The following is a 23,004-nucleotide window of genomic DNA, read 5'->3' on the forward strand; positions in this document are numbered from 1 at the left end:
TTTTAGCGGCTCAGGGCGCCAGTTGGTTAACATAAACTTCATTATGCGACTTTATACTTAGCGTTGCGATAGTATATTATTGTATGTATGCTGAACTCCTATCACGGAGGCTCCACAGCATGCGCCATTTACTCAAGAAGCTCCTCCCCTCGGTCGCAGTCGCTTTGACCGTGACAGGTTCTTCGCTGCCAATACCCGCCCGCGCGCAGACATACCCGATCGATTGCGCGATCCTCTTGTGCCTGTCTGGCGGCTGGCCTGCTTCCGTCCCTTGCGCCCGAGCCCGCGCCGAATTTATCCGGCGGATTACACCTTGGCCGGTCGAACCACCGCTGCAAATCTGGCGCTGTCCCATGGGCGCCTCCTACGAGAACGATCGGTTACAAAACAACGCTGGCGGCATCTTTGAAGCCTTGTACCGAACCGACAGCCGTCGACCGCTTCAATCCTTGCCAGTAGATAATCTCGTTCCCACCGACCTCGCCCTGCGGCTCGTTCAGGACCGCGCGGACATCGATATCAGCGGGCCAGAGTTCAATTTCGTGCGGTCCATCCGCGTCTTCGATGTACGGTATGCACGACAGCACGAGTCCGGGCGCGATGGGGATTGTAACCGAAGCGCGACCGTGGTCCTCGGCACCTACGGGACCCAAGGCGATTTCTCATGGCAGCGATCTTCGATAACTGCCCTGCCCGAGGCCCATGTGGGACTTGAACGTTGGGGCGAGCATTGCCCTGGCATTTATCACCGATCCGTCTTCGTCGATTGGCGTGACTATGACGGCAACTACGGGTTCGAGCAGGTGAACTACTGACCTGCCGCTACGTAGATTTGTCATGGAAGACGGCTTCTTTGGCTTGCACGACCGCACCGCATACGCTTCGCGGTCCACATGCTGTTTGGCGTTTAGGCAAACACCGCGGGTTCGCTCTGTTCACCCGTCGTCGCTTCTTCCGATCCTCGTCAGCGCATCGAAGTCGATTTCTTGCTTCTGTTCGTCACTTATATCCGGCCGGGTTTCCGATACCGGCTGGGGCCCTTGGACGTCCCACATCACCGCATGTGAGCCTGTCCTCCAGCGATAAACCCAACCAACAACACTGCACCCATCGGTCCCGATCAGATTGGCGATCGCGACGCCCTCACCCTTATCTTCGTTCACTGTTTACTGGCTTCCTGCACTGCGGCGCTGCGAATTGCGGCGTGGGGTTGCAGAGCGTTCACTACGACCGCGCGCCGGGCTTCTTTGATGTTGGCTAACTGGTCCTCGATGAGGAAATGATCATCAGACCGGGAAAGTGGGTTCCCGTGTTCTCAACAATTCATTGGCTTCAAATCCTGTGGTCGGGCTCCGTGGCGGCTTCAACGATCGCCAGAACCTCGAACGGGTCAAAGCCGATGGCGCGCGCCAAGACGACCAGCTCGACAACGTCGACCCGGCGCTGGCCGCTCTCAAGGCGGGCAATAAGGGACTGGTGGCATCTGAGCCTGTCTGCCAGGTCTTTCTGACCAAGGCCCGCTTTGACACGGGCGTCGACCAACGCCTGACAGAGTGCCACTTGTCCCTTGCTTCTGATTGTCTTTGCCACGCGTCACATACCTTTTGTGACGTCGCTAGCGGATGAAATCTGTTATCTAAAAAGTAGATATATGAGGGTGTTATCGGCGTCTGGTTTCCATGGGCTGCAAGTCTGATGCTCCCGAGGTTGCCCATCAATCCCCTACCAATTGCAGGAACCGGCCATATTCCTCGCTGACTTCGCGCGCTTCCTCGAAGGCGCGGGCCCGTTCACCGTCGAGGCAACGGAAGTAGCTCTGGATATCCTGAATGTAATCTTCGAAGTCGCCGCGGATGATATCCGCATAGTCCCGCGCGGCCTGCGAATCGCTTGGCAGGAAAGGACGGGATGGCGCAAAGCAGGATTCCGCCAAAACCGGCCCAGGAACGCAGATCAGAAGGGCCATAGCTTGCAATGGGAGCAGGCATGTCAACCTTGGGTTTCTCAAACCTGTTATCTCCTTGATCGCGGACACTGGCCGTGACTAGTGTTTGCGTAACCAAACTACAGCCAAAGCACGATATTACATCTTGCGGTTGATAATATACTATCGTAACTCTGGGCTTCAAGTAGGAATGCCTGGGGTCGCGCCATTGGAGAAAGCGTGAGCCGGGCCATGAACTGGGACATCGAAGCACCAAATGTGGTTACGGAAGCCAGGTTCCGCGAACTCGTGGAAAGCGGCTATAGCGCAGAAATCCTGTGCCAAGAGTCGGCACACAAGAAAGGCCCCAGCTATTACGGGGTCTGGATCATGCGTGTTGTCTCTGATGACGGGGTGGAAAAGCTCCTCGTCACCGCCCGCACGCGGACGACCTACAACGATATCAAGATCCGCGAGTTCAAGACGATCTCCGGCGTGGTGTCTTTCTTCATTGGCCTTGGTTTTGCGCATGTCGACCTGCCGCTTGAGGCGGGGACAAGCCGTACGCACAAATTTGCGCCGCCAGACAAAGCCCCATCAGACAAGGGCGCTGGCAGCTAACCTCGTCTGTCTCTGGCTGGTCGCAGCACCTGCCTCAGCGCAAATGGTCCTGGTCATGGAGAGCGACGGCTCCCTGACCCCGTCCCGCTCTCAGAGCAGCTTTGCTCGAAACTACAATGAAGGGATTGGTCAGAGTTCGGCCTCCGATGGGATCGCGATCTTCGGCGAGGTAGAGGCCGAGCAAGAGGGCGTCCAAGTCGCGGCCCTTGCCCGCCCGACTCCCCTGCCCCGCGCCGATGTCCTCTCCGGGATTCAGACCACGGCCTTGCGCTATGCCGGCCATCCCGGCCTGCGTCGCGCGGGGCTTTCCGTGACGGATTGGCTAGCTCTCTATCGAGCCAATATCGAGGTTGAGAGCGCCTACCGGCAGGATGCGATTTCAAGTGCAGGTGCCATTGGCCTTGGTCAATTGATGCCAGCGACGGCGCGTGATCTGGGCGTCGACCCGCGTGACCCTCAACAGAACCTCGACGGCTCTGCCCGCTACCTCGCGATGATGCTGGAGCGCTTCGGCGATCCGCATCTGGCGCTGGCGGCCTACAACGCCGGTCCCGACGCCGTGCGCCAACACGGTGGCATTCCCCCTTACCGAGAAACCCAGAACCACGTGGCCCGTGTCATGGCCGTCGTGGCCCGATTGGAAGGATCAAATTCGTGAAACAGATTTCAAACCTCTTTGTCGCCTCGCTGGCGCTATTCCTGTTCATTGCCGAGCCCGCCCTTGCACAGAGCATCGATCTCTCCCCGATCCAGAGCTTGTTGCAGGGCATTGTCGATGCGCTGACCGGCCCTCTTGGTGTGGTCATCGCCACACTCGCGGTCCTCGGCGTTTTCTTGAGCTGGTTCTTCAACATCATCGACCTGCGCCAAGCGCTTTGGGTCCTCGTGGGCATCGCTGGTGTTGCCGCCGCTCCCACCATTGTTGCCGCGGTCTTCGCCGGTGGCTGAACGCTCGCCCCTCTTTCTGGGCCTCGTGCGCCCGCCGAAGCTTCTGGGCCTGCCCATCATGTACGCGATGGTCTGGCTCTTCGGCTCTGTGCTCTTGTTCGTCTGGGTCCAGCACATCGCGGTGCTGGGTTTCGCCGCCCTGCTCTATCCGGTGCTGTGGAAGGCCGCAGATTGGGACCCGCGTTTCATCGACGTGATGATGACGGCCCTGCAGGAGACACCGCCCACGCGCAACAGGTCCATCCATGGCGGGGACAGCTATGCCCCGTGATGACGCCCGTGGTGCTGCGCTCGATGCCCGCACAATGACGCCAGACTGGTATGCGCGCGAGACCCGCCTCGCGCATATGCTGCCCTATGTAAGCCTCGTCGACGACCAGACCGTGCGGACCCGGGTGAACGAACTCTTCCGCTGCATTCGGCTCGAGGGGATCAACAGCTACACGACCGACGATGCCTATCTCGACAAGGTGACGGCGCTTTTTGCCCGCATCGTCGCGCAGCTCGGGCCGGAATTCAGCTATTACGTCCACAAGGTCTCCAAGGCCATCAAACCTGATCTCGACCCGATCCGTGAGGACAGCTTCGCAGGCGAGGTGGACCGGCGCTGGCGCGCAAAACTCGAGACCAGCGGGCTGCGCGACAAGACGCTGACGCTCACCGTCATTCACCGTCCGCCCCCGAAAAGCCTCCTGCCGTTCCTGAGCCGCAGCGCGCCGGACCGACTGAAGGAGGAGACCCGCAAACGCCTGCAGCGCCTCGGTGAGGCCGTGAACGTCTTCCTCTCGGGGCTTACCGAGCTCAAGCCGCGCCTGCTGTCGGCTGCATCGGGGGAGTTGGTGGGGTTTCTGGGGGCGCTCAACACCGGAACAGAGCTGCCGCTCTACCCGGCCAACACCTACGGCTTTTTGTCCTTCAACGTCGCCAATACCCGCGTGACGTTCCACGGCGAGCATTTCGAGCTCTCGGAAGGCGTGGTGGGCCATCGCTACGGCAAGAGTTTCACCATCGGGGAATATGCTGAGGCCACATCCTGCACCATGTTCGACATGCTGAACCTGCCGGTCGACATGATCGTCACGCACTCCTTCACGCCGATCAATTCGAACCTCATGGCGGGCCGCATCAAGCGGCAAAAGCGCCAGATGCAGGCGAGCCAGGACGCCGCCCTATCGCTTATGGAAGCGCTCGACATCGCCGCCGATGATCTGGAGGCCAAACGCCAGAGCTTCGGTGAGCACCACATGGTCGTGACGATCTTCTGCGAAACGCTCGAAGAGCTGCAGACGCTCAGCGCCGAGATCGTGAATGCCGCCGCGACCGAGGGCGTGAAAATGATCGGCGAGCGGGTCGCCGCAAAGGCCCATTACCTCAGCCAGCACCCCGGCAACCAGCCCAAGCGTGTCCGCGCGAGCGCCGTCACCAATCGCAACTTCGCGGATTTTGCGGCCTTCCACCGGACGCAGCTCGGCAAACCCGCAGCACTTACCCCTTGGGGCCGGGTCGTCACTTATTTGCCCACGCCGGAGCAGAGCGCCTACCGGTTTTCCTACCACGAGCAGGGCAGCCCGGACAAAGAACCGACCAGCGGGCATACCCTGATCATGGGTCGGCCCGGGTCGGGCAAATCGGTGCTGTCCGCCTTTCTGATGACGCAAGCCCGTCGCGCAGGCGCGCGGATCTTCGTCTTCGATTACCGTCTTGGTATGGAGATGGCGGTCCGCGCCAATGGCGGGCGCTACGCGTCCCTGAACGCCGGTCAGCCCACGGGCCTCAACCCGCTCTGGACCGAGACCGATGCGCGCGGCACCGCCTGGCTCTCGGACTGGCTTGTCACCCTGCTCTACCGCGCCGACAAGCCGCTCACTCCTGCCCAGACCAATCGCATCCAGGAAGTCGTGCGCCAGAACGCGCAGGCCACAAACCCGGCCCTGCGGAACTGGCGGGATTTCGCATCGCTTTTTGTGTCCACCGACGATGGCGGCGATCTGCACCAGCGCCTGCTCGAATGGACCGAGGACGGCCGCTATGGCTGGATCTTCGGGCAGAGCCTCGAGGACACGTTCTCGCTCAAGGGCGATGTGGTGGGCTTCGATCTGACCGGCATTCTCGACAGCGAGGCCGACAAGGAACGGATGGCGGTCCTGTCCTATCTCTTCCGCCGGGTCGAGCGCGAAATCGAGGACCGCCGCCCCACCATCATCGTGATCGACGAGGCCTGGAAGGCCCTCGATAACGCGTATTTCGCCGAGCGGCTGTCGAACTGGCTGGTGACAGCGCGCAAACAGAACACGGTCGCGGTGATGATGACGCAATACGCAAGCCAGCTCGAGCGCACCCGGACCGGCAAGACCATCATCGAGGCGGTGCCGACGCAGATCCTGCTCCCCAATATCCGCGCGCAGCCAGCGGACTACGCCATGCTGAACCTCACGGAGAAGGAGCTCGATGTCCTTCTCAACACGGGCAGCAACAGCCGCTTGGCGCTGATCCGCGACGATCAGGGCTCGATCGTCGTCGATGCCGATCTGAGCGCGCTTGGACCCAATCTCACCATCCTTGGCGGCATGGAAAAGGGCGAAGCGCTTGTCGGCGCCGATTACCGCGACCGCCCTGATTTCTGGAGGCTTTCATGACCCGTATTTTGATGTTCGTTGCCGCGCTCGGTGCGTTGGCCTCCTGTGCCCAGTACCAGGAACCGCAGGCCAATTGCTTCACCTTCCTCGCCTCCACGACAGCCATCTCGCCTGATTGCACCTTCACGCCCCTTGGCGCACCGGAGGGCGACATTGAAGTCTAGCCTGCCTCATATCCTGGCCCTTTGCCTGCTGCCCGGTCTCGCTTTGTCTCAAGGCGTGCCGACCAATGACAGTGGGCTGACCGCGCGTGACATCGTCGAGACTGGCGATCGCGAGGCTGACTTGGCCGTTCAGGCCGACAAGCTTGCCGTGCGCGAACTCATTGCCGAGATCGAACGGGAGCAGCTGGAAACCCTGCAACGCATCCTCGATGCCCAGACCAGCTTCGGCGGTCAGGGCTTGCCGGCTATGGTCTCGGGGCTGGAAAGCGGCAGCGGGGATCCGGCCCGGTCAGTCGAGGCGGTCTATGGCAATGCCGACATCGACCCCAATCCCGGCGGTGCGCAGATGTTCGGGGATGCGGCGGAAAACATCGAGCAGCTCATTATCCGCGTGGCTCAGGAGACCAGCGGCTTTGCCGGCGTTGGCCGCGCGGGCCTCTCCCCGGTCCAATGGCGCGCACTCCTACAGGCGCTGATCTGGCAGGAAAGCCGTTTCACCATCGGTGCACGCTCTCCCGTCGGCGCCTTTGGCCTCACCCAGATCATGCCCGGTACCGCCAGCGATCTGGGCATCAATCCGGAATACTATGACAGCCCCTACCTGCAGGTGCATGGCGGTGCACGCTATCTCGCGACACAGCTCAACACCTTCGACGGCAATATCATCAATGCGCTCGCGGCCTATAACGCGGGACCCGGCCGGGTTTTCGAGTATGGCGGCGTGCCACCCTTTCGCGAGACCCAGCACTACGTCCAGGTGATCCCCGAACGCTATAACCTCTATTTGACCCGTATCGGCGGGATCGAAGCGCTTGGCACGATCGACCCCGCGCTTCTGGCCAATGCCAACCTCTCGCTCACTGGGCACGGCGCGGCCTTCTATGGCAACAACTCACCCGCCGCGATCAGGCAAGCCGCCCTACGTATTGCGGATATCGTCGAACGGATTTCCGAGACCGAGGATGTGCAGGAGAGCGTTGCGCTCAACACTTATGCCCGCGCCGAACTCGTGCGTCTCGTGGCCGCCCGCATCCGGCTTCAGGCCGCCCGCACCCGCGTGCTCTCCGCCGAAGAGCTGGCCCAGGCCAGCGCCCGCATGGCCGAAGGCGCGTTCATGGATTTTACGATCAGGGAGATTGAATGATGGGACATCTGCTCTTGAGGACAGCTTTGGCCACGACACTTGGGGTTGGTCTGCATCTTGGCGCCCTATCCCCCGTCCTCGCGCAAGGCGTGCCCGTCGTCGATACCCAGAACATCGCGCAAAACATCCAGCAGCTGCGGCAGATGATCGAGGACGAGATCTTGCAAAACGAGCAGCTGACGCAGCTCCGCGAACAGCTCGGCCTTCTCACGGACCAACTCGCGGAGCTGCAAAGAACCTACGAGGCCCTCACCCGCCTCGCCGAGCTTCCAGAAATCATCCGCACCGAGATGGAAGACGAACTCAATGGCCTACTCGACCAAGAGTTCGGCGATATCCTCGCCACGATTGAGGCGATCAAGACGGGAGATTTCTCGGGCCTCTCGGGCTCCGGCGCGGGCGAAATCGAAACCCAGATGGATCGGGTGCTGGCCGATCTCGGATTTGACGATGACACCCTCTCGGAAATGGCCACGAGCGGCAATCCCGGGGCCAACCGCGTGGCGACGCAGGCCACCACCGGTGCCCTTGTCTCGGCGGCAGCCCAGAACAGCTATGAGGATGCCGGCCAATCGCTCGAGCGGGTCGACCGCCTTGTCGGGCTCATCGACGACATGGACGAACTAAAGGAAAGCATCGATCTCAACACGCGCGTGACCGCGGAGCTCGCCATTGCACTGGTCGCCATGTGGCAACTCGAAGCCATCCAGACCGTGGGCGATGGCACCGGCGGCGTGATCGATGCCGCCACCATCGCCGAAGAGCAGCGCTTCATGGACTTTACGCTGCCGGACCTGCGCGCAGACTGATTTGAGGCATGACGCGTGGCGAGTGAACAGGAAATCATCGAAGAAGAGCTGGTCTATGGTGCTCTGCGCCGTGAACGCCTCTGGCAGCGCCTTGGGCTCATCGGGCTCATCTTCGGCATTCTCGGATGCCTGAGCGCGGCGGCTGTCGCGATCCTCGATGTCGATCCGCCGCCTGTGGTCGTGCCCTATGATCCCGCCACCGGCTTTGCCCTGCCCGAGGCTTCGGTGGGCGCGACGTCTGTCACAGCCAACCAGGCGATCATCGAGGCGGAGGTCTTCCGCTACGTGACCGACCGCGAGGTCTATAACCAGCTCGACAACGACCTGCGCATCCGCAGCGTCCTGCGCCGCTCGGACGGAGCTGCCGAGAGCGGGTTGCGCCAGATCTGGAACAGCGCCAACGAGAATTACCCGCCGACCGTCTATGGCCCCAACGCCAGGCTCGACGTGGAAATCCTCAGCATCAACCGGATCGGAACCAACCGCGCGACGGTCCGCCTGCGCAAGCGCCTGACGTCCATTAACGGCACCCAGACCGGCCTCTTCACTGCGACGCTTCTCTTCGAGTTCCGCCCGGAGACCCGCCGCTCCATCGACGAGGTCTGGACCAACCCCTTCGGCTTCACCGTGCGCGAATATTCCATCCGCTCCGACAGATTGGAGAACTGACGTTGTTGTATATGAGATCGCTTATTTTTGTCATTGCCCTGTTGCCCGGCCTCGCCTCTGCCGAAACCATCCCGCGTGGCGGTCCCAACGACAGCCGAGTGCGCTTGGCCACCTACCAGGAGGGTCAGGTCTACCGTCTCAGCGTGTCGCTCACCCATGTGACCACGGTCGAATTCGGTGAGGGTGAAAGCATCCGCTCGATCATCGCGGGCGACACGGAAGGCTTCGAGATCGATGGCGTCCCCGGTGGTCAGGCCTTTGCAATCAAGCCCGTCGCGCGCGGTGTCCATACCAATGTGACGGTCTACACGAACAGGCGAAGCTACTATTTCAACGTCGAGGAGGTCCGCAGCCCGACCTTCTACGTTGTGCAGTTCCGCTACCCTGACGACGCTGCGCGCCCGATCCGGGCCATCGCCGCCCAAGCGCCGAACTACAATTACGGCGCCAGCGCGCGGACCGAGTTCACGCCAACCCGCATCTGGGATGACGGGACGTTCACGTATTTCGCCTTTCCAAGAAACGCACCTGTGCCAGCGATCTTCCGCTACGCGGGCGGCCGTGAACGCACGGTCAACACGCAAACCCCTGAGGACGGTGTGATCCGCGTCAGCGGCGTAAACCGCCAATGGGTCCTGCGACTTGGCGAAGAGGTGGTCTGCATCGAGGCGATCCCGCCCGCGGAGGCCGCCTCATGAGCGATACCGAGAACACCGAGCTGGAAAAACGCCTCGCCGCCCTTGAGAAAGGCAGTGCCCGCGCCCCCACGGCGGCGCAGCGCCGGTCGCCCCTTCTCGCGCTGATCGTGGTCCTCGTCATCGGCGCGGGTGGTGCCCTGCTTTATCTTCTCTCACAGCCCGACGAAGAGGAAGCCTTGCCGACGGCCACCCCGGATGTCTTCCAAAACGAGGGGGACGGCTTTGGCGCCATCGAGACCTTGCCCCCGCCCGAGCCCGAGGTTGTGTTTGTCGGACCGGATCCAGTCGAGCCCAACGCGGAGCTTCTGGCGCAGATCACCGCGCTGCAGGCCCAGATCGAGGAGTTGCGCAACGCCCCTGAACCAGTTGTCGAGGAAGACACCGCTGCCGCAGATGCGATTGACGCGCTGACCGCGCAGATCGCGGCCCTGCAAGCCGCGTCGGAAACCGCGCAACAGCAGTTTCGCGATGAGCTCACGGCGCGCGACCGCGAACTGGAGCAACTCCGCATGGACCTTGAGCTCGCGCAGCTTGAGGCCAACCGGCCCCTTCCGGCACCCATCGGGCCCACCGAGGACGAGTTACGCGCGCGGGAAGAAGAGCGGCTCCGGCGCGAGGAAGAAGCAAGACGGCTCGCGGAACTTGAACGCCGCGCCGCGGAGGAACGCGCCTTCCAGGAGCGGCGCATCGCCTCGCCGACCATCGCTTTTGGCGGTGCCTCCGGAGCGAATGAAACAGCTCTGACCGAACGCACTTTTGGCGAGGTGACGGATTTCGTGCTGAACGGGGCGCTGCCCTCTACCGTGACGCAGGCCGAGGTGATCGCCAATCCCTCCAACACGATTCTACAGGGCACCATGATCCAGGCCGTCATGGAAACTGCCCTTGACAGCTCCCTGCCCGGCCAGACCCGTGCCGTGGTGTCCGAGGATGTCTACAGCGTCGATGGCGCGCGCCTCTTGATCCCCCGCGGATCCCGTCTCATCGGGCGCTACCGCGCTGGCGTCGATATCGCGCAGCGCCGCGTGACTATCGCTTGGGACCGGATCATCCTGCCCGCGGGCCAGACCGTCCAGATCAGCTCCTTCGGAGGTGATGAACTGGGCCGTTCTGGCGTCACCGGTTTCGTGGACACACGCTTCGCCGAGCGTTTCGGGTCGGCCGCCCTGATCTCGCTGATCTCAGCAGCACCCAGTGCTGCCGCCTCCGAAGTCCAGGATGAGACTGCCGCCGACGCTCTCGAAGACGTTGGCGATGATCTGGCAGATGCCACGGACAGCGTCATAGGCGATTACCTCTCCATCGGCCCCGTCATCTATGTCGACCAGGGCGCCCGCGTCACGGTCATGGTCGACCGCGATCTGGAGATATTCTGAGCCCATGTCGCTGAGCTATCTCGAAACCTCGCTCGACCGGATCGACGCCGCCGCTCGCGACGATGTCATCGAGATCTGCATCAACCCTGATGGCACCTGCTGGGGCGAATTCCAGGGCGATCACTTCATGCGGAGGCTGGACCAGGCGTTGACCGCAACAGAAGTGAAGGACCTCGGCAACCAGATCGCCTCTTCCGCCAACACAACGATGAGCAAGGACCGCCCGATCGTCTCGGTCTCGATCACCTACAAGGGGCGCCCGATCCGCGCACAGGTCATCACCCCGCCTGCCGTGCTCTCGGCCATGTCGATCAGCCTTCGGTTCTTCTCAAGCCTGCCGCTTGACGGGATTGCGCTTGATTTCCTTTTTGGCAAGGAACGCAAGCTTGAAGAACTCCGCCTCGAGAAAACCCACGAACTGCGCGAAGTGGTGGCCGCGGGCGTGATCGACGATGCGCTGGCCTTTTGCGTCGACAACAAGCTTAACATGATCGTCTCTGGCGGCACCTCCACCGGCAAGACCGTGGCTGCACGCAAGATCCTCTCGCACGTGCCATCCGAGGAACGCATCGTCACCATCGAGGAAGCCGCCGAGCTTCTGCCGACCCAGCCCAATGCCGTGACCCTCATCGCCAATCGCGATGCGGAGTTCCAGACCGCCGATGTGCTGCTCACCGCAACGTTGCGCATGCGCCCCGACCGGATCATCCTGGGCGAGGTGCGCGGCAAGGAAGCCATGACCTTCCTCGAGGCGATCAACACTGGCCATGGCGGCTCAATGACCACGCTGCACGCAGAAACCCCGCAACTTGCCGTGCAGCGTCTGGCCATCGCCGCACTCAAGACCGAGATCCCGATGACCTATGCCGACATGATCCAGTACATCGAGAACTCCATCGACGTAATCATCCAGGCCGGTCGCCATGATGGCAAACGCGGCATCACCGAATTCTACCTCCCCGGCACCAATGAGATCGGAGCTTCCCAATGAAAACCTTTGAATACGATATCCTGTCCTTTCCCATGACCCGCAAAACCAGCCTTGCCGACATGCAAGCCAGCCTGAATGCCAAAGGTGCGGAAGGCTGGGAGGTGGTGTCGATCAGCTCCTCGGAATTCGCGAATGTTGGGCACACGGTCTTCCTGAAACGCGAAACGACCACCATCGGAGCCACGGCATGAGGCTGGCACGGCTAAGCGTTGCTTTGACCGGAGTGGCCCTGAGCCTACTGGCTGTCCCCGCCTTCGCCGAGCGCAATCTAGTGCCGACGCTCGATCGCAGCTTCAACGTCTGTCCGGACCGGCCCGCTGAGCCCAGCTGGATGCAAGGAATCCCCCTGCGCCAAGCCTATCAGCGCGTATTGGTCCAGGACATCTATCGCGCCCAAAACCTCGAGCGGATTGTCGAGTCCGGCAGCTGCGATTGCGAGACCCGGTTCCCATCTTGGGACGCAGCTGAGGCGGTGTTTCGTGAGCGCCACGCCAGTGGCGAACGCTGGGAAATGCTGGAAGCTTCCGAAACCTACAATCGACGCGCCAACGACGTTCGCCTCGAGGCCAAAGCCATCTGCGACGCTGCGGGCAATTGGTAAGGCTGATCCCCGATGAGCGTCGTCACATATTTCGTTGAAACCTCCCAAGGCTATCTCGACACCGCGGCGGAAACCCAGTTCGGTTCCGTTGCAGCTACTGTCGGCACGCTTCTGGTGCTGGGAACAACATTGGTGGTGATCCTTGTGTTCCTCAACATGATCTACCAGTACAAGGCGATGGACGGGCGCACGGCATTCTGGCTCGCGGTCAAGATCGGACTGATCGGGATATTCGCGACTAACTGGGTGCAGTTCAACGCGCTCTCATCCGCCATCCTTGCCGGGATCGACAGCATTGCAGGGGCGCTCGTGGCCTCGGTCGGTGGTGGGACTCCCGGCCCTTCTGGTACCTTCGCCGAAGAATTCGACCGGTTGATCGCCGAGTTGGGGGACTATTTGAATGCCGCTGGTTCCGAGTTGAACTGGATGGCAGGGGCCATGCTCGACATTGTCGGGGTGCTGCTGCTTTCCATCCTCGGCGGGCTGGCCGCCTTCATTCTCGTGGCCTCGCGTTTGATGATCGCGCTTCTGATCGGGATCGCGCCGGTCATGATATTCCTGACACTCTTCGAGGTGACCAAAGACTACTTCGCGCGCTGGCTGTCGGCGCTGGTTTCCTTTGCGCTCTACCCCATCGTCGTCGCCGGCGTGTTCGCGACAATCACCGGCGTTTCCTCCGCACTCATCGGCGAGCTTGGCGATCCTGAAGGCGCCTCAAACATCGGCGCGCTCATTCCCTTCTTCATGATGGTGCTCATGGCCAAGGGCTTCATCATCGCAACGCCCTTCATCGTTCGCGCGATCTCCGGCAACATCATGATGCCCGCCCTCTCCGGAGGTCTCGGCGGGGGCTACAGCTTCGCCCGCGCCGCCATGGGCAGCCAGCAGGCCTACAACCGCTATCTGATCGGCGGTGCCAGTGGCGCGGAATATGCCGCCCTTAGAGCGCGGCAGTTCTTTGGTGTGCAGCAGATGCCAGTGCGGCAAGGCATGGGGCAGACCGGACAGGCAAGTGGCACTGGGTCACCTGGGGCAGGGTCTCAAATGCTGGCTCAACTGGCCCGGTTGGGAAGGCTGGGGCGGCGGTGACGGGCAAATGTGAAAAACCCTCCAAAACCGCAAAGGTATCGCTGGTGATCTGCCACGGGCTGTATGCATATCCAAAGGTTTGACTATATTAAAATAGGATTGCCAGCAAGAACGACTGCTTACCGCCTGACTTTTATTAGAATCCTCTACGCCTTCGATAACCACGCTGGGTGGGTTCTGCGAACTGAACCACTGGCAGCGGCCTCCCTTCACAAATCAACCTAGCGAACTCCACCTTTGGGAAGTCGAAGAGATAGCGGCTTCTGCCTTGTGCGGCTGTCAGCAAGCATAGATTTTCGCCGCCAAAGTCAAATCCGACAATCTTGCCCAATGATCCCCATTCTTTGAGAAGCCGTGTTTCCTCGCAATAAACGGTGTAGATATCTACGCCGTCGAACCGTTCCGGATAGTTTTCTGACAGCATCCGTTCATATTGGGTCAGATCAGTTGGGCGGCGGGTTCCATCGATAATCCAAATCACTTGACCGTAGAAATCTGTGCGCTTTCTTACCTCATCCGACTTGATAGCAGAGTGCTGGAACTCGATCACAAGGTCATAGGGTGTTTTGATATCCGCAATATGAAGCTCGCCAGTTTCATCGCGAGCTGGCACCTCTTGCCAGTCGGTAAAAAACCGGTTCTTCCAGTCGCGATGCCACTCGGTTTCGTTTTCCCACCAATGATCACAATGATGGCGGCCTTTGTGCGCCCAATGCCAGACCTTCTTGGTACCGCATCGAGCTAGCATGGCGGCATTGCAGCCTGGGCAGTAGCCCAAGGCACCAGGCGTCGCCTCAACTCGTTGACCATTCAAAAGTGCAAAACGCATTCCGATCACGCCTAGTTCAAATCTGACTTTACGTTCTGGTACAACGTCACTAACTCGGCCATGCCCATGTCTAAGATTGGCTCATACATAAAGGAATTGAGATGTATGTTTGCTGGCGTGATTAGATTGACCCGGCGTAGAAGGCCTATTTTTTCAGCTTCGTTATTAAACAAGTCTTTGAATTTCTGAAATATTTTCCCTGTTTGTTTATTCGAAACATCATATTCAGCCTCCGCAGAACGGATCTTTGCGACCATGTATCGCTCGGCTCGCATTCTGATCGCGATTGACAGAGCGATCTTGTGCTCAAGATTGATGCCATCGGCAACTTTTTCACACTCATCGGCGGTCGCGAAAAGATGCTCAATAACTGGCTGCGTCAGATCAACATCGGGGAATGTACACCCGGCCAAATGGCGTTCGAACACGTCCTTGTAATCCTCGATGGTGAGGGCTTCCGTTTCATCTTTGAAGTGGAGCATCCTGGTAAGCCGCAGGTAGTCAGCATTAGGATTCCCATCGGCATCTTTGGGGCCAAGCGTGTATTCGATTAAATTACGTAAGAACGGTATATAGGCAATTAGAACTGACGGTTCGGCCAACCTGCCTTGCCACTTACGAAACGGACTCTGGATGTCCGTCCGCTCGAATGGCTCAAGCTTGATCCCGTCATCAGATCGAAACGCCAGCCGACACTGATGTGCTGGACAGATATCTCTGCTTGAAACTGTTCGAAGGAAATCGAAGTTGTGAGTCAGAACGATGGCAAGGAAATTAGTGTCTTCGGTCTTGGTCACATCCTCTAAGAAATCAATGATCGCGAACTTGTTTTTGTAGTCAAACGAGTCAGAAATGTCGTCAAAGACAAAGAGGGTCTTGGTGCGGTTCTTCCATCGCACGAACACCTCATACATGATATCAAGGATGTAGAGTGCGCGACTTTCACCTGTGCTTAGCGCTCGGAGCAGCTCTTGCTTTTCGGATGAAGCGTAACGCCTCTCTTCACCTGAATCTTTGATGATGAAAGCAATCGAAGGAGCACTTCCTTTGAGGATCGCATCGGCCTTATTTTCAACGGAAAGTTCAAACGGCAGGTAGAGAAAGCGACGATTGAAGTCTGCCACTACAGCGTCCCAATCACCTCTGCTGCTGTCCGCGTCTGCGATGATTTCAGCGAGAGCACTTTGACCAGCTCGATACTCGGATACGAGCGCTTTGTATTCATCAAGTGCAGCCCGAAGATATTGCATCCAAAGGTCACGTTTCAGGCCCTCCCGGTCGTTGAGCATGGGCAGAAGGTGTTTGTTATCTGTGATATAATCTCGGAAAGCCTGCAGCTCCTTGTTTTTGAGCTTTGAATTGAATGTGTCAAATTTCTTCGCCACCGCCTTATCGTTCAAGACGCGAAGCTTCTCCTCTTCGATTCGCTCGCGAAGAGATTGGTCCGATGAAACCTCTTCCTTCTGATCCGTTTTTTCATCCGCCAAGCTGATGCTGTGTCCAGCGTTAAAAAAGTTGTTCGCTTCGAGCTGCTGCTGAACCTGGGCGACATTGTGATACTGAAAATCCCTTCGAAGGATTGGCGATTGTTCGGTTATCTCGTCATACTTTTGCGCAAAGTCTTCGACCGCAGCCGCCACATCTTCACTGGCAAGGAATTGCTGAACTTTTGGGTCATACAGGATTCTGTAGTCGGCTTTGCCGAGGTCCGATTGATGAAGTTCGTTGAGCTCGTCCTCAATCGCAGAAAGTGCCTCATAGTAGCTGCGGCCAAATACATCCTCTATAATCGGGTCTAAGTTTTCCCGTGATCTTTCTCCAAACCCCGCAGCGTTCCTGAGAGCTTTGTCCAAAGCCTTCTTTGCTTCGCCAATCGACTGATGGATTCCCTCGTACTTCGCTCTGAGTTCGGCGTTCGCAAGAAGAGTGGACACCTGACTTGAAGAGAATTTGTCATCGTAGGATTTAACGACGAAAATTTCCTCTTTCTTAATGGCTTCGCCATTCAGGGTGATCTCACAAGTAGGTTCGCGATTCGGGAAGTGCAGGTCCTTCGGCGAATTGCCTTCCGAAAGGTCCATCATTGTCTTCGCAAGCGATGTTTTCATAACACCGTTTGGAGCGTAGATCGCGTAGCCTTTGTGCTTAAACTCCAGCTCTGCCTCGAGTTTTCCAATTCCATAGCAATATCTTAAATTTATGTTCAGCTTGTCAGCCACGACATTCTCCAAATGATCTCTGCGCCCCAAAAGGCCATTGCATTTGGCCCTAGCGGCTCAGAGCATGCAAGGAAACAACCTCTGCTTCCCACCGCTCATGCCTGAATTATCCTTTCAACCAACGTTGGAAGAATTTGAGGAACAAGCTTCGAACTGGCTGCATCCAACTCCAAGAGCGGCTTCGACAGGTACGGATGAAACTTCTCAGACATGAAGTTACCTGCTCCCGCGAACAGATCAACGGGTTCGCCAGATCGAATATCTGCCAGCACTGAGCGTAGATCTGGTGTTTCGTCCCCGGTCTGCACCATCAGAAACCCGTCATGCTGTTCGACCAAGAACCCCATACTTCTGAGCGCTAGCGCCAAGGTTGACGTCTTAACCGTCCCAGCCCGGGTTGCAATGATCGATGCATGCTCGCCAAGACTGTGGATGTTCTTGGTCCGGAACCCGAGTCGCTCATAGTGGGCGCGCGCTTCGTCAAGCATCGCTAGCGAAACCGGCTCCATGTAGGGTGGACTGATATCCCCCTCCAGCACGGTGAACATCCGGTCTATCACCTCGTCATGAATGTCCCCCGCATCTCCGCCGAAGACAGGAGGCACACCGGCCTTCGCGGGTTTGACCACGATGACCTTTTCAAGATCATGGATCTCTTGAACCACCCAACGCCGCCCAGAAAATATCAGCAGCATCCCAGGCGCAAGAACATTGTCGATCGGCAGGGTTCCAAGATCCCGCCCCTCTGCAACCAAACGGAATTCCTCAGGTGTCTGGAACACCGCATAGAAGCTGTAATGCTCAACCAGCTTTTCGCCTGTCGGTCCCAGAAGTAACAGCCCGCTCCCGGACTGTTCGATCAAGCCGGTTTCTGGATGTCCAATTGCACGCAACACATCTGCGAAGACTCCGGTCGTGACCTTTCGGAAGGGGCCTTCGCGGCAGAGCACGTTGTATACCACACTTGCGGACGCACCGCCGCGCTGCGCGATGACTGACAGTATCTGATGGACGAGCGTCGAGAGATGAAGCGCCTGCGGTTTTGGTGGTTCGCACCAGCCTTCAAGCAACAGGTCTATCATCGCGATGGACCTAATCAGGCCGAGGCGAAGACGATCCACGAAACTGCTCTCCGGCGTCAATTTGGCTTCGACAGCGTACTGCCTGAGAATGGCCGGTTGTCCTTCACGCCGGCCTGACCGGCCAAGCCGTTGTCGCAAAGCCGCAACGCTGAATGGCGCACCGATTTGAGCCACGCAGGTCACGTCACCGATGTCGATTCCAAGCTCAAGCGTTGACGTGCATACTGCGGTTGTCGGTCTCGCAGGGTCCTTCAAGCGCCGCTCAACGAAGTCACGGTGTTCTCGGGAGAGGCTCGCGTGGTGGGGATAGAATTCCTGTGGCAGGTGCTCCCGTTCGCAAAGCTCCCGCAACCGATCTGCGTAAATCTCGACCCGTTGGCGCGCCCCGGCGAAGACCAGGTTGTCACTGCCTCGAAGATGCTTGAACAGATGGGCTGCTATGGCGTCAGTTGCGGATGGACTATTGTCATCTTCATCGCCTGAGAGGTAGCCGCGAAGCTGAAGCTTCAATTCAGCTTCGCCGCCATTTGCTTCGATCAGCTGGACAGAGCTTGCTGCGTCAGGGCGAAGATAGGCCTTGGCGAGGTCCATGTCCCCCAGCGTCGCTGACAGACCTATCCGACGGACTGGACGCTTTATCGCAAGCTCGAGCCTTGTGAGCAGTGAACGAAGCTGAACACCGCGTTCGCTGTCCAGGACTGTGTGCAGTTCGTCGATAACGACCGCCCGCGTGGCCCCAAACAGGCGAGGGATTTCCAAACCGCGACGAATTAAAAGCGCCTCAAGGGACTCTGGGGTTATCAGCAGGATCCCTTTCGGAGATTTCAACGCCCGCGTCTTGACGGATTGCGAGACATCCCCGTGCCAGGGAATAACCGGAAGCTCTGCTTCTTGGCACATGCCCTCCAGCCGCATGGCCTGGTCCGTGATCAAGGCTTTCAGCGGACCGATGTAGAGCAGGTCGAAGCCGGTGCCGTCGGACGGCTCGTCAAGCACCTGTGAAATCAACGGCAGGAACGCCGCCTCGGTCTTTCCGCCCGCCGTGGACGCCGCAACGATCAAATCGGTATTGGTCTCGCAGATCGTCCGGATGGATCGCGCCTGGATGTCGCGAAGTTCGCGCCATCCTTGCTGGCGTATCCATTTCTGCACAGGTCTCGCCAGTTTGTCGAACGCACTGCTCATCGGCGTCAGAGCTTGAAGCTGATCAGATCATCGTCACCGGGGTCTTGGGCACCAGTCGACTCGTCTACCTCGGTCATGTCTTCGCCGAGGTCTTCGGAGACTTCGATCTTTTCGATCAGATCGCTCCACTCGACACCGGGGTTTTGCTCGAGCACGGAAAGCAGGTTCACGAAGGCCGTCACCGTATTGCGCGGGGTGCGGAAGTAAGCTTCACCGATCCGGTCCGAGCAATGCGCCATGAATGCCTCGAGTGCGGCGTCCGGCAGAACACTGGCATCGTCCTGCATGATCCGCCGGACATTGGCCAGAAGTACGAAAAGGTCTTCAGGGGTCAGGCTGGCGAGCCGGACAACCGGTCCTGAAAGGTCGACCAATCCGTCTCGCGCGAAGGTATTTTCGGCCAAACGCGACTGAAGGGCTTCGTAGCTATAGAGCCCACGACGGGTGTTCATCAGAAACTCCGGGGTTCCACCCATGAGAAATCCGAGGTTCTCGGCGCTACCCTGCAGCACATCGTTCAGGATCCGGAGGATCTGTTCATAGTTTGCATTGCGGGCCTGCGACGAGGTGAGCTTGTAGAGGTTCACCATCTCGTCGAGGCCGACGAGCAAGCCTTTGTAACCGGCCTCGCACACAAATGCCGACATAAGCTTCAGATGGTCATAGACACTGGCGTCGTCGATGATCGTTCGCACACCAAGCGCTTTGCGCGCGTCGGTGCGTGTCGCGAACTCGCCGCGCAGCCATCTCAGGGCTGCGGATTTCAACTCGTCGTCGCCGGTCTCATGGCCTTCCCAATATCGACGGATGACTTCGGCGAACTCAAACCCTCCGGTAAGTTCTTCAAAGTGGCCAAGGCGTTCACGAATGACGGTCCCAGTGGGCAAATCCCGTTCTTCAGCATCTCGGTGAGCTTGGCTGACAAACCGTTCCACCACGCTGGCCAATGCCCCGCCATCGGGCTTTGTCCGCGTCGAGAGGTTTCGGGCCATCTCCGCATAAAGCCCCCGAGCTTGTCCGCCGGTCGCGTGAATGCGGCGATCCGGCGCCAGATCCGCGAACATCACGACCAGGCCTTTCTCCAAGGCCACGAGGCGAATCAGGTTCATGAAGAACGTCTTGCCCGATCCGTATTCCCCGATGATGAACCGGATCGCCGATCCGCCATCTGATATCCGGTCCATGTCCTTGACGAGCTCTTCAATCTCCCGGACGCGGCCGACCTGAATATGGCGCAAACCGAGCTTGGGCACGACCCCGGCCCGAAGCGCCTGTACGATTGCATCGCGTTCACGTGGTTTCAACTTAGACATCCCTGCCCTCCGCACTCATCTTTTCTTTTACCGCCTCCGCAATCTCCGGAGACACGTCATATCCATCATACTCGTCGAGAAGCGCTTCATCGTAGGTCTCAAAAGCCCATTCATTCACGACTTCCAGTGCCCCGGACGCCATCAAGCCATGCGAGGCGCAGATCGTCTCGAACTCCGTTTCAGACCAATACTCACGAGTAACTAGTTCGAGGACAAGGGCGCCGTGTTTCGAGTCAAGCCCCGCCAGCTGGCTTTGGCTGGCGGGCCCGGACGCACCACTTTCTTCCTCTTCGACGTCGAAAATCTGCCCAAGGACAGACGACACGCGCTCAGTGTCCGAACGGATTGCTGCGATCCGCGACGCGTCGAGTTTGGGTCCGCTGGCTTTTTCAAGCTCGGGTATCGCTTCGCCCGGGCGACCTGGTTGCGACGCACGAACAGTGCGGGGACCATCCGAAACTTCGCCAGCATGCAGGTCCGAGTAGGCCAGCGCAGGATCAAGGCCCAAAGCCTTGTAGACTTTCTCGATGCTTGCGACTTCGTCGGAGTGAATAATGCCATCGGCATGTGCTGCACCAACCAGCGCTGCCCGCATGGCGGCCTGGTTGTCTTGGCCCACCTCCTTCAGTTTCCGTCGCAGAAGCGCCATGTCCGGTGGCACGGCTAGGAACCATTCAAGGTTTGCACGCAGCCTGCGGCGTTCCTGATCGCTGAGGGTCGCGGCAGAAACCTGATCTTCCAACGCCCTGCGTTCAGGCTCCGCGATGCGACCATCCGCATGGACGACGAACGACCCAAGTGCCAATTCGATCAAGGCGCTTCGATAGCTGTCGGAAACTTCCTCCAGTCTTTCGATGGGTTCACCCAGACTAAAAAGCACAACGGGCTCCTCCGCCTTGGGCGACCGGAGAGCAAACCGAGGGTCGGGTGCCAGACCGAAACCGAGGCGCGCGAGCGCGTCGGCGGCTCCAGTCATTTGCCGTTTCCCGATCTTCTCGTTCGTTTCTCCCTCCAGACGCCCGATCACCTCCTCAAGCGGCACCAATCCCCCCCGATCGACAATATCGCTTGCCCAAGATTTCAAGTGGTCCATTTCCTCTGATGGGAAGGCATCCCACAGTTCAGAAGGCAGCAAGGCATGCGCTTCAACGCTTCCGCGACCATCAGGATTTCGGCCCAAGAAGCGACTGAGCTTGTCGAGATCGTTCATCACCTCGTCAGCCAACTCCTGGGCAATCTCGACCGGTTTGCGCAGGCCGGAAATATCCGGGACCGGCTTGCCATCAACGGTTGGGTTGGCAGATCCCTGAAACTCGCTGGAGGCGGCGCGATAGGATGCCGTGAGTGATTTCCGGGGTTTTGTCACTTTGAGCCCATCAGGAAAACGCCGATCAAACCGCATACGGAAAAGAGCGGCGAACTCGTCACGGCACCGCGTCGCGGGAGTTCTCAGATTTGTTTCCGGATGGCAGATGAACCAACTCAGCAACCAGTCAGCCGTCAGGTTCTCGCCTTTGTCGATCTGGGCTCCGATTGCGTATTTGAGTGAGAACGGAAGTTCCCAGCCCTGCTTCTCGAAAATCGGCTCGATAGCGTCAAGGTCGGTTTCGGCAATCATTGCGATATCGAGGAACTCGCCCAAATACCGCCTGACGGAATGGTTATCAGGGTAGAGTGACTGCAGCCGCCGAACTTCCTGGACGATCTCCTTTGCATCTTCGTTCGACTGATCGACGAAGAAGCGACGCTCCAGCCCGTAGAAGTACAGGAACATGTAGCCGGGGTTATAGGAGGCGTCGCTTCGCCCAGTTGCCAACCACTCCAAGTAGGTTGCTCGACACTGGGGTGAGATATCCGAGTATCCGGGCCAATACGGCATGCCATCGCCAGCCTTGTCCCTGCCCGAGCGCGCGACCGGCAGGGATGGATCGATATAGGCTCGGCATTTGTCGCGATACCCGTAAGAGTTCAGCAAGGGAGGCGTGCCAACATAGACCATCCCGCCGATGTTGCGACCGGCGACGCTAGCTGTTTCGCTAGAGGGGACCCACCCGCTTTTCTTTGTTCGGGACGACCTGCTCGATGCAACTCGCCCAGATTGTTTTCTTTCAGCGGCTGCCGCAAGAGCTGGCGCCGCAGACTTTCCAGCGCGAACGATCTCAGCGTAGTCCTGCTTCGGTGGGGAATAGGCTTGAGTCGCAGCCGATGCTCTGGAAACATTGGCTTCGCGAGTTCGTTCGCGTTCACGCTCGACACGTTTTTCATATGCATTTGGAGGCGCTACCAGCGCTGAATTCGTTTCTGTTGTTTCCGAACTCTTTGCGCCGCCATTTGTAGCGGCAATTTTTCTAGATCGCCGCCTTTCTTGCCACCAAACCAAAAAGATGGGCGCTCCCAATGCAAAAAGAACTTGGCTGCCGTCCGACCATGACTGCAATGCAAGTGCAATAATTAACAAAGCAGCAAAGAAATAAATCGCTAAAAAAAATGTAACGCGAAAAACCTTCCATACAAGACTCATCAATAAAATCTCCTAACTGGCCAGTTCGGTCTCAAGAGAACGGCGCCCGCCTCTCAACCTCTAGGCGATTTTTCTCTGCTAGAACAATCGAATCCCCAGTGGGGGTGCACATTTCACCAGTTTTCGAAGAGGTCAGGCGTGTTCGTGTCACGCACTCGGCTCAAACCTTCGCCAACATGCAAACA

At 58.8% G+C, this 23,004-nt stretch carries 23 protein-coding genes; 16 read left to right on the forward strand and 7 right to left on the reverse strand.

The window, feature by feature from the left end:
- Positions 1-119 precede the first annotated feature (119 nt).
- Entirely contained in the window at positions 120-815 is a 696-nt protein-coding gene (locus IEX41_RS20335) for a hypothetical protein (RefSeq protein ID WP_173674657.1), read from the forward strand.
- 517 nt (positions 816-1,332) lie between these two features.
- Here IEX41_RS20335 and IEX41_RS20340 read toward each other — a convergent pair.
- Together IEX41_RS20340 and IEX41_RS20345 are read right to left on the reverse strand one after the other, a co-directional pair.
- Positions 1,333-1,590: a helix-turn-helix domain-containing protein gene (locus IEX41_RS20340; RefSeq protein ID WP_017470289.1), complete on the reverse strand. Its 258-nt coding sequence runs from the start codon at positions 1,588-1,590 to the stop codon at positions 1,333-1,335.
- Between the two features lie 124 nt (positions 1,591-1,714).
- Positions 1,715-1,966 carry a hypothetical protein gene (locus tag IEX41_RS20345; RefSeq protein ID WP_008327366.1) on the reverse strand — a complete coding sequence of 84 codons (252 nt, stop codon included), beginning with the start codon at positions 1,964-1,966 and terminating at the stop codon, positions 1,715-1,717.
- Between the two features lie 210 nt (positions 1,967-2,176).
- On the opposite strand from IEX41_RS20345, the gene IEX41_RS20350 reads away from it, so the two are divergent.
- Genes IEX41_RS20350 through IEX41_RS20420 form a run of 15 tightly spaced genes read left to right on the forward strand, consistent with a single transcriptional unit; the run spans position 2,177 to position 13,670 of the window.
- Positions 2,177-2,545, forward strand: a complete 369-nt coding sequence (locus IEX41_RS20350; protein WP_008327368.1) for a hypothetical protein — start codon at positions 2,177-2,179, stop codon at positions 2,543-2,545.
- 43 nt (positions 2,546-2,588) lie between these two features.
- Positions 2,589-3,203 carry a lytic transglycosylase domain-containing protein gene (locus IEX41_RS20355; protein ID WP_017469729.1) on the forward strand — a complete coding sequence of 205 codons (615 nt, stop codon included), beginning with the start codon at positions 2,589-2,591 and terminating at the stop codon, positions 3,201-3,203.
- Positions 3,200-3,493, forward strand: coding sequence for a TrbC/VirB2 family protein (locus tag IEX41_RS20360; protein ID WP_008282963.1), 294 nt, complete (start codon positions 3,200-3,202; stop codon positions 3,491-3,493). The genes IEX41_RS20355 and IEX41_RS20360 overlap by 4 nt, the downstream gene beginning before the upstream one ends.
- The gene (locus tag IEX41_RS20365; RefSeq protein ID WP_008282962.1) at positions 3,486-3,764 is read left to right on the forward strand and encodes a VirB3 family type IV secretion system protein; all 279 of its coding nucleotides are present in this window, start codon (positions 3,486-3,488) and stop codon (positions 3,762-3,764) included. Before IEX41_RS20360 ends, IEX41_RS20365 begins: the two co-directional genes overlap by 8 nt.
- Positions 3,754-6,129 (forward strand): VirB4 family type IV secretion/conjugal transfer ATPase, encoded by a 2,376-nt coding sequence (locus IEX41_RS20370; protein WP_188792084.1) that lies wholly within the window; start codon positions 3,754-3,756, stop codon positions 6,127-6,129. Before IEX41_RS20365 ends, IEX41_RS20370 begins: the two co-directional genes overlap by 11 nt.
- Positions 6,126-6,293: a hypothetical protein gene (locus IEX41_RS20375; protein ID WP_008327378.1), complete on the forward strand. Its 168-nt coding sequence runs from the start codon at positions 6,126-6,128 to the stop codon at positions 6,291-6,293. Before IEX41_RS20370 ends, IEX41_RS20375 begins: the two co-directional genes overlap by 4 nt.
- On the forward strand, positions 6,283-7,437 hold the full coding sequence (locus IEX41_RS20380) for a lytic transglycosylase domain-containing protein (RefSeq protein ID WP_173585991.1): 1,155 nt from the start codon (positions 6,283-6,285) through the stop codon (positions 7,435-7,437). Before IEX41_RS20375 ends, IEX41_RS20380 begins: the two co-directional genes overlap by 11 nt.
- Complete coding sequence (locus IEX41_RS20385) at positions 7,437-8,246, forward strand: type IV secretion system protein (RefSeq protein WP_043755082.1); 810 nt, start codon at positions 7,437-7,439, stop codon at positions 8,244-8,246. The genes IEX41_RS20380 and IEX41_RS20385 overlap by 1 nt, the downstream gene beginning before the upstream one ends.
- A 15-nt stretch (positions 8,247-8,261) precedes the next feature.
- Complete coding sequence (locus tag IEX41_RS20390; RefSeq protein ID WP_043755065.1) at positions 8,262-8,915, forward strand: VirB8 family type IV secretion system protein; 654 nt, start codon at positions 8,262-8,264, stop codon at positions 8,913-8,915.
- Between the two features lie 11 nt (positions 8,916-8,926).
- Entirely contained in the window at positions 8,927-9,613 is a 687-nt protein-coding gene (locus IEX41_RS20395; RefSeq protein WP_173585992.1) for a TrbG/VirB9 family P-type conjugative transfer protein, read from the forward strand.
- Positions 9,610-10,989, forward strand: a complete 1,380-nt coding sequence (locus IEX41_RS20400) for a TraB/TrbI/VirB10 family type IV secretion system protein (RefSeq protein WP_043755071.1) — start codon at positions 9,610-9,612, stop codon at positions 10,987-10,989. Before IEX41_RS20395 ends, IEX41_RS20400 begins: the two co-directional genes overlap by 4 nt.
- A gap of 4 nt (positions 10,990-10,993) precedes the next feature.
- On the forward strand, positions 10,994-11,980 hold the full coding sequence (locus IEX41_RS20405; protein WP_043755074.1) for an ATPase, T2SS/T4P/T4SS family: 987 nt from the start codon (positions 10,994-10,996) through the stop codon (positions 11,978-11,980).
- The gene (locus IEX41_RS20410; RefSeq protein WP_043755076.1) at positions 11,977-12,171 is read left to right on the forward strand and encodes a DUF4177 domain-containing protein; all 195 of its coding nucleotides are present in this window, start codon (positions 11,977-11,979) and stop codon (positions 12,169-12,171) included. The genes IEX41_RS20405 and IEX41_RS20410 overlap by 4 nt, the downstream gene beginning before the upstream one ends.
- A complete protein-coding gene (locus IEX41_RS20415) occupies positions 12,168-12,581 on the forward strand; it encodes a hypothetical protein (RefSeq protein ID WP_043755080.1) in 414 nt (137 codons plus the stop codon). The genes IEX41_RS20410 and IEX41_RS20415 overlap by 4 nt, the downstream gene beginning before the upstream one ends.
- Before the next feature lie 12 nt (positions 12,582-12,593).
- Positions 12,594-13,670 carry a TrbL/VirB6 family protein gene (locus tag IEX41_RS20420; RefSeq protein WP_064260170.1) on the forward strand — a complete coding sequence of 359 codons (1,077 nt, stop codon included), beginning with the start codon at positions 12,594-12,596 and terminating at the stop codon, positions 13,668-13,670.
- A 136-nt stretch (positions 13,671-13,806) separates the two neighbouring features.
- Here the strand turns inward: IEX41_RS20420 and IEX41_RS20425 are convergent, their stop codons facing one another.
- From IEX41_RS20425 to IEX41_RS20445, 5 genes are all read right to left on the reverse strand, one after another.
- Positions 13,807-14,499 carry a competence protein CoiA gene (locus IEX41_RS20425; RefSeq protein WP_132605693.1) on the reverse strand — a complete coding sequence of 231 codons (693 nt, stop codon included), beginning with the start codon at positions 14,497-14,499 and terminating at the stop codon, positions 13,807-13,809.
- Positions 14,500-14,510: 11 nt separating this feature from the next.
- Positions 14,511-16,718, reverse strand: coding sequence for an AAA family ATPase (locus tag IEX41_RS20430; RefSeq protein WP_188792085.1), 2,208 nt, complete (start codon positions 16,716-16,718; stop codon positions 14,511-14,513).
- 95 nt (positions 16,719-16,813) lie between these two features.
- Positions 16,814-18,985 carry a DEAD/DEAH box helicase gene (locus IEX41_RS20435; protein WP_043754075.1) on the reverse strand — a complete coding sequence of 724 codons (2,172 nt, stop codon included), beginning with the start codon at positions 18,983-18,985 and terminating at the stop codon, positions 16,814-16,816.
- A 5-nt stretch (positions 18,986-18,990) separates the two neighbouring features.
- Positions 18,991-20,298 (reverse strand): ATP-binding protein, encoded by a 1,308-nt coding sequence (locus IEX41_RS20440; protein ID WP_064260171.1) that lies wholly within the window; start codon positions 20,296-20,298, stop codon positions 18,991-18,993.
- Positions 20,291-22,819, reverse strand: coding sequence for a tellurite resistance TerB family protein (locus IEX41_RS20445; RefSeq protein ID WP_188792086.1), 2,529 nt, complete (start codon positions 22,817-22,819; stop codon positions 20,291-20,293). Before IEX41_RS20445 ends, IEX41_RS20440 begins: the two co-directional genes overlap by 8 nt.
- Positions 22,820-23,004 lie beyond the last annotated feature (185 nt).

Source organism: Salipiger pallidus, assembly GCF_014643635.1.
Lineage (GTDB): Bacteria > Pseudomonadota > Alphaproteobacteria > Rhodobacterales > Rhodobacteraceae > Salipiger > Salipiger pallidus.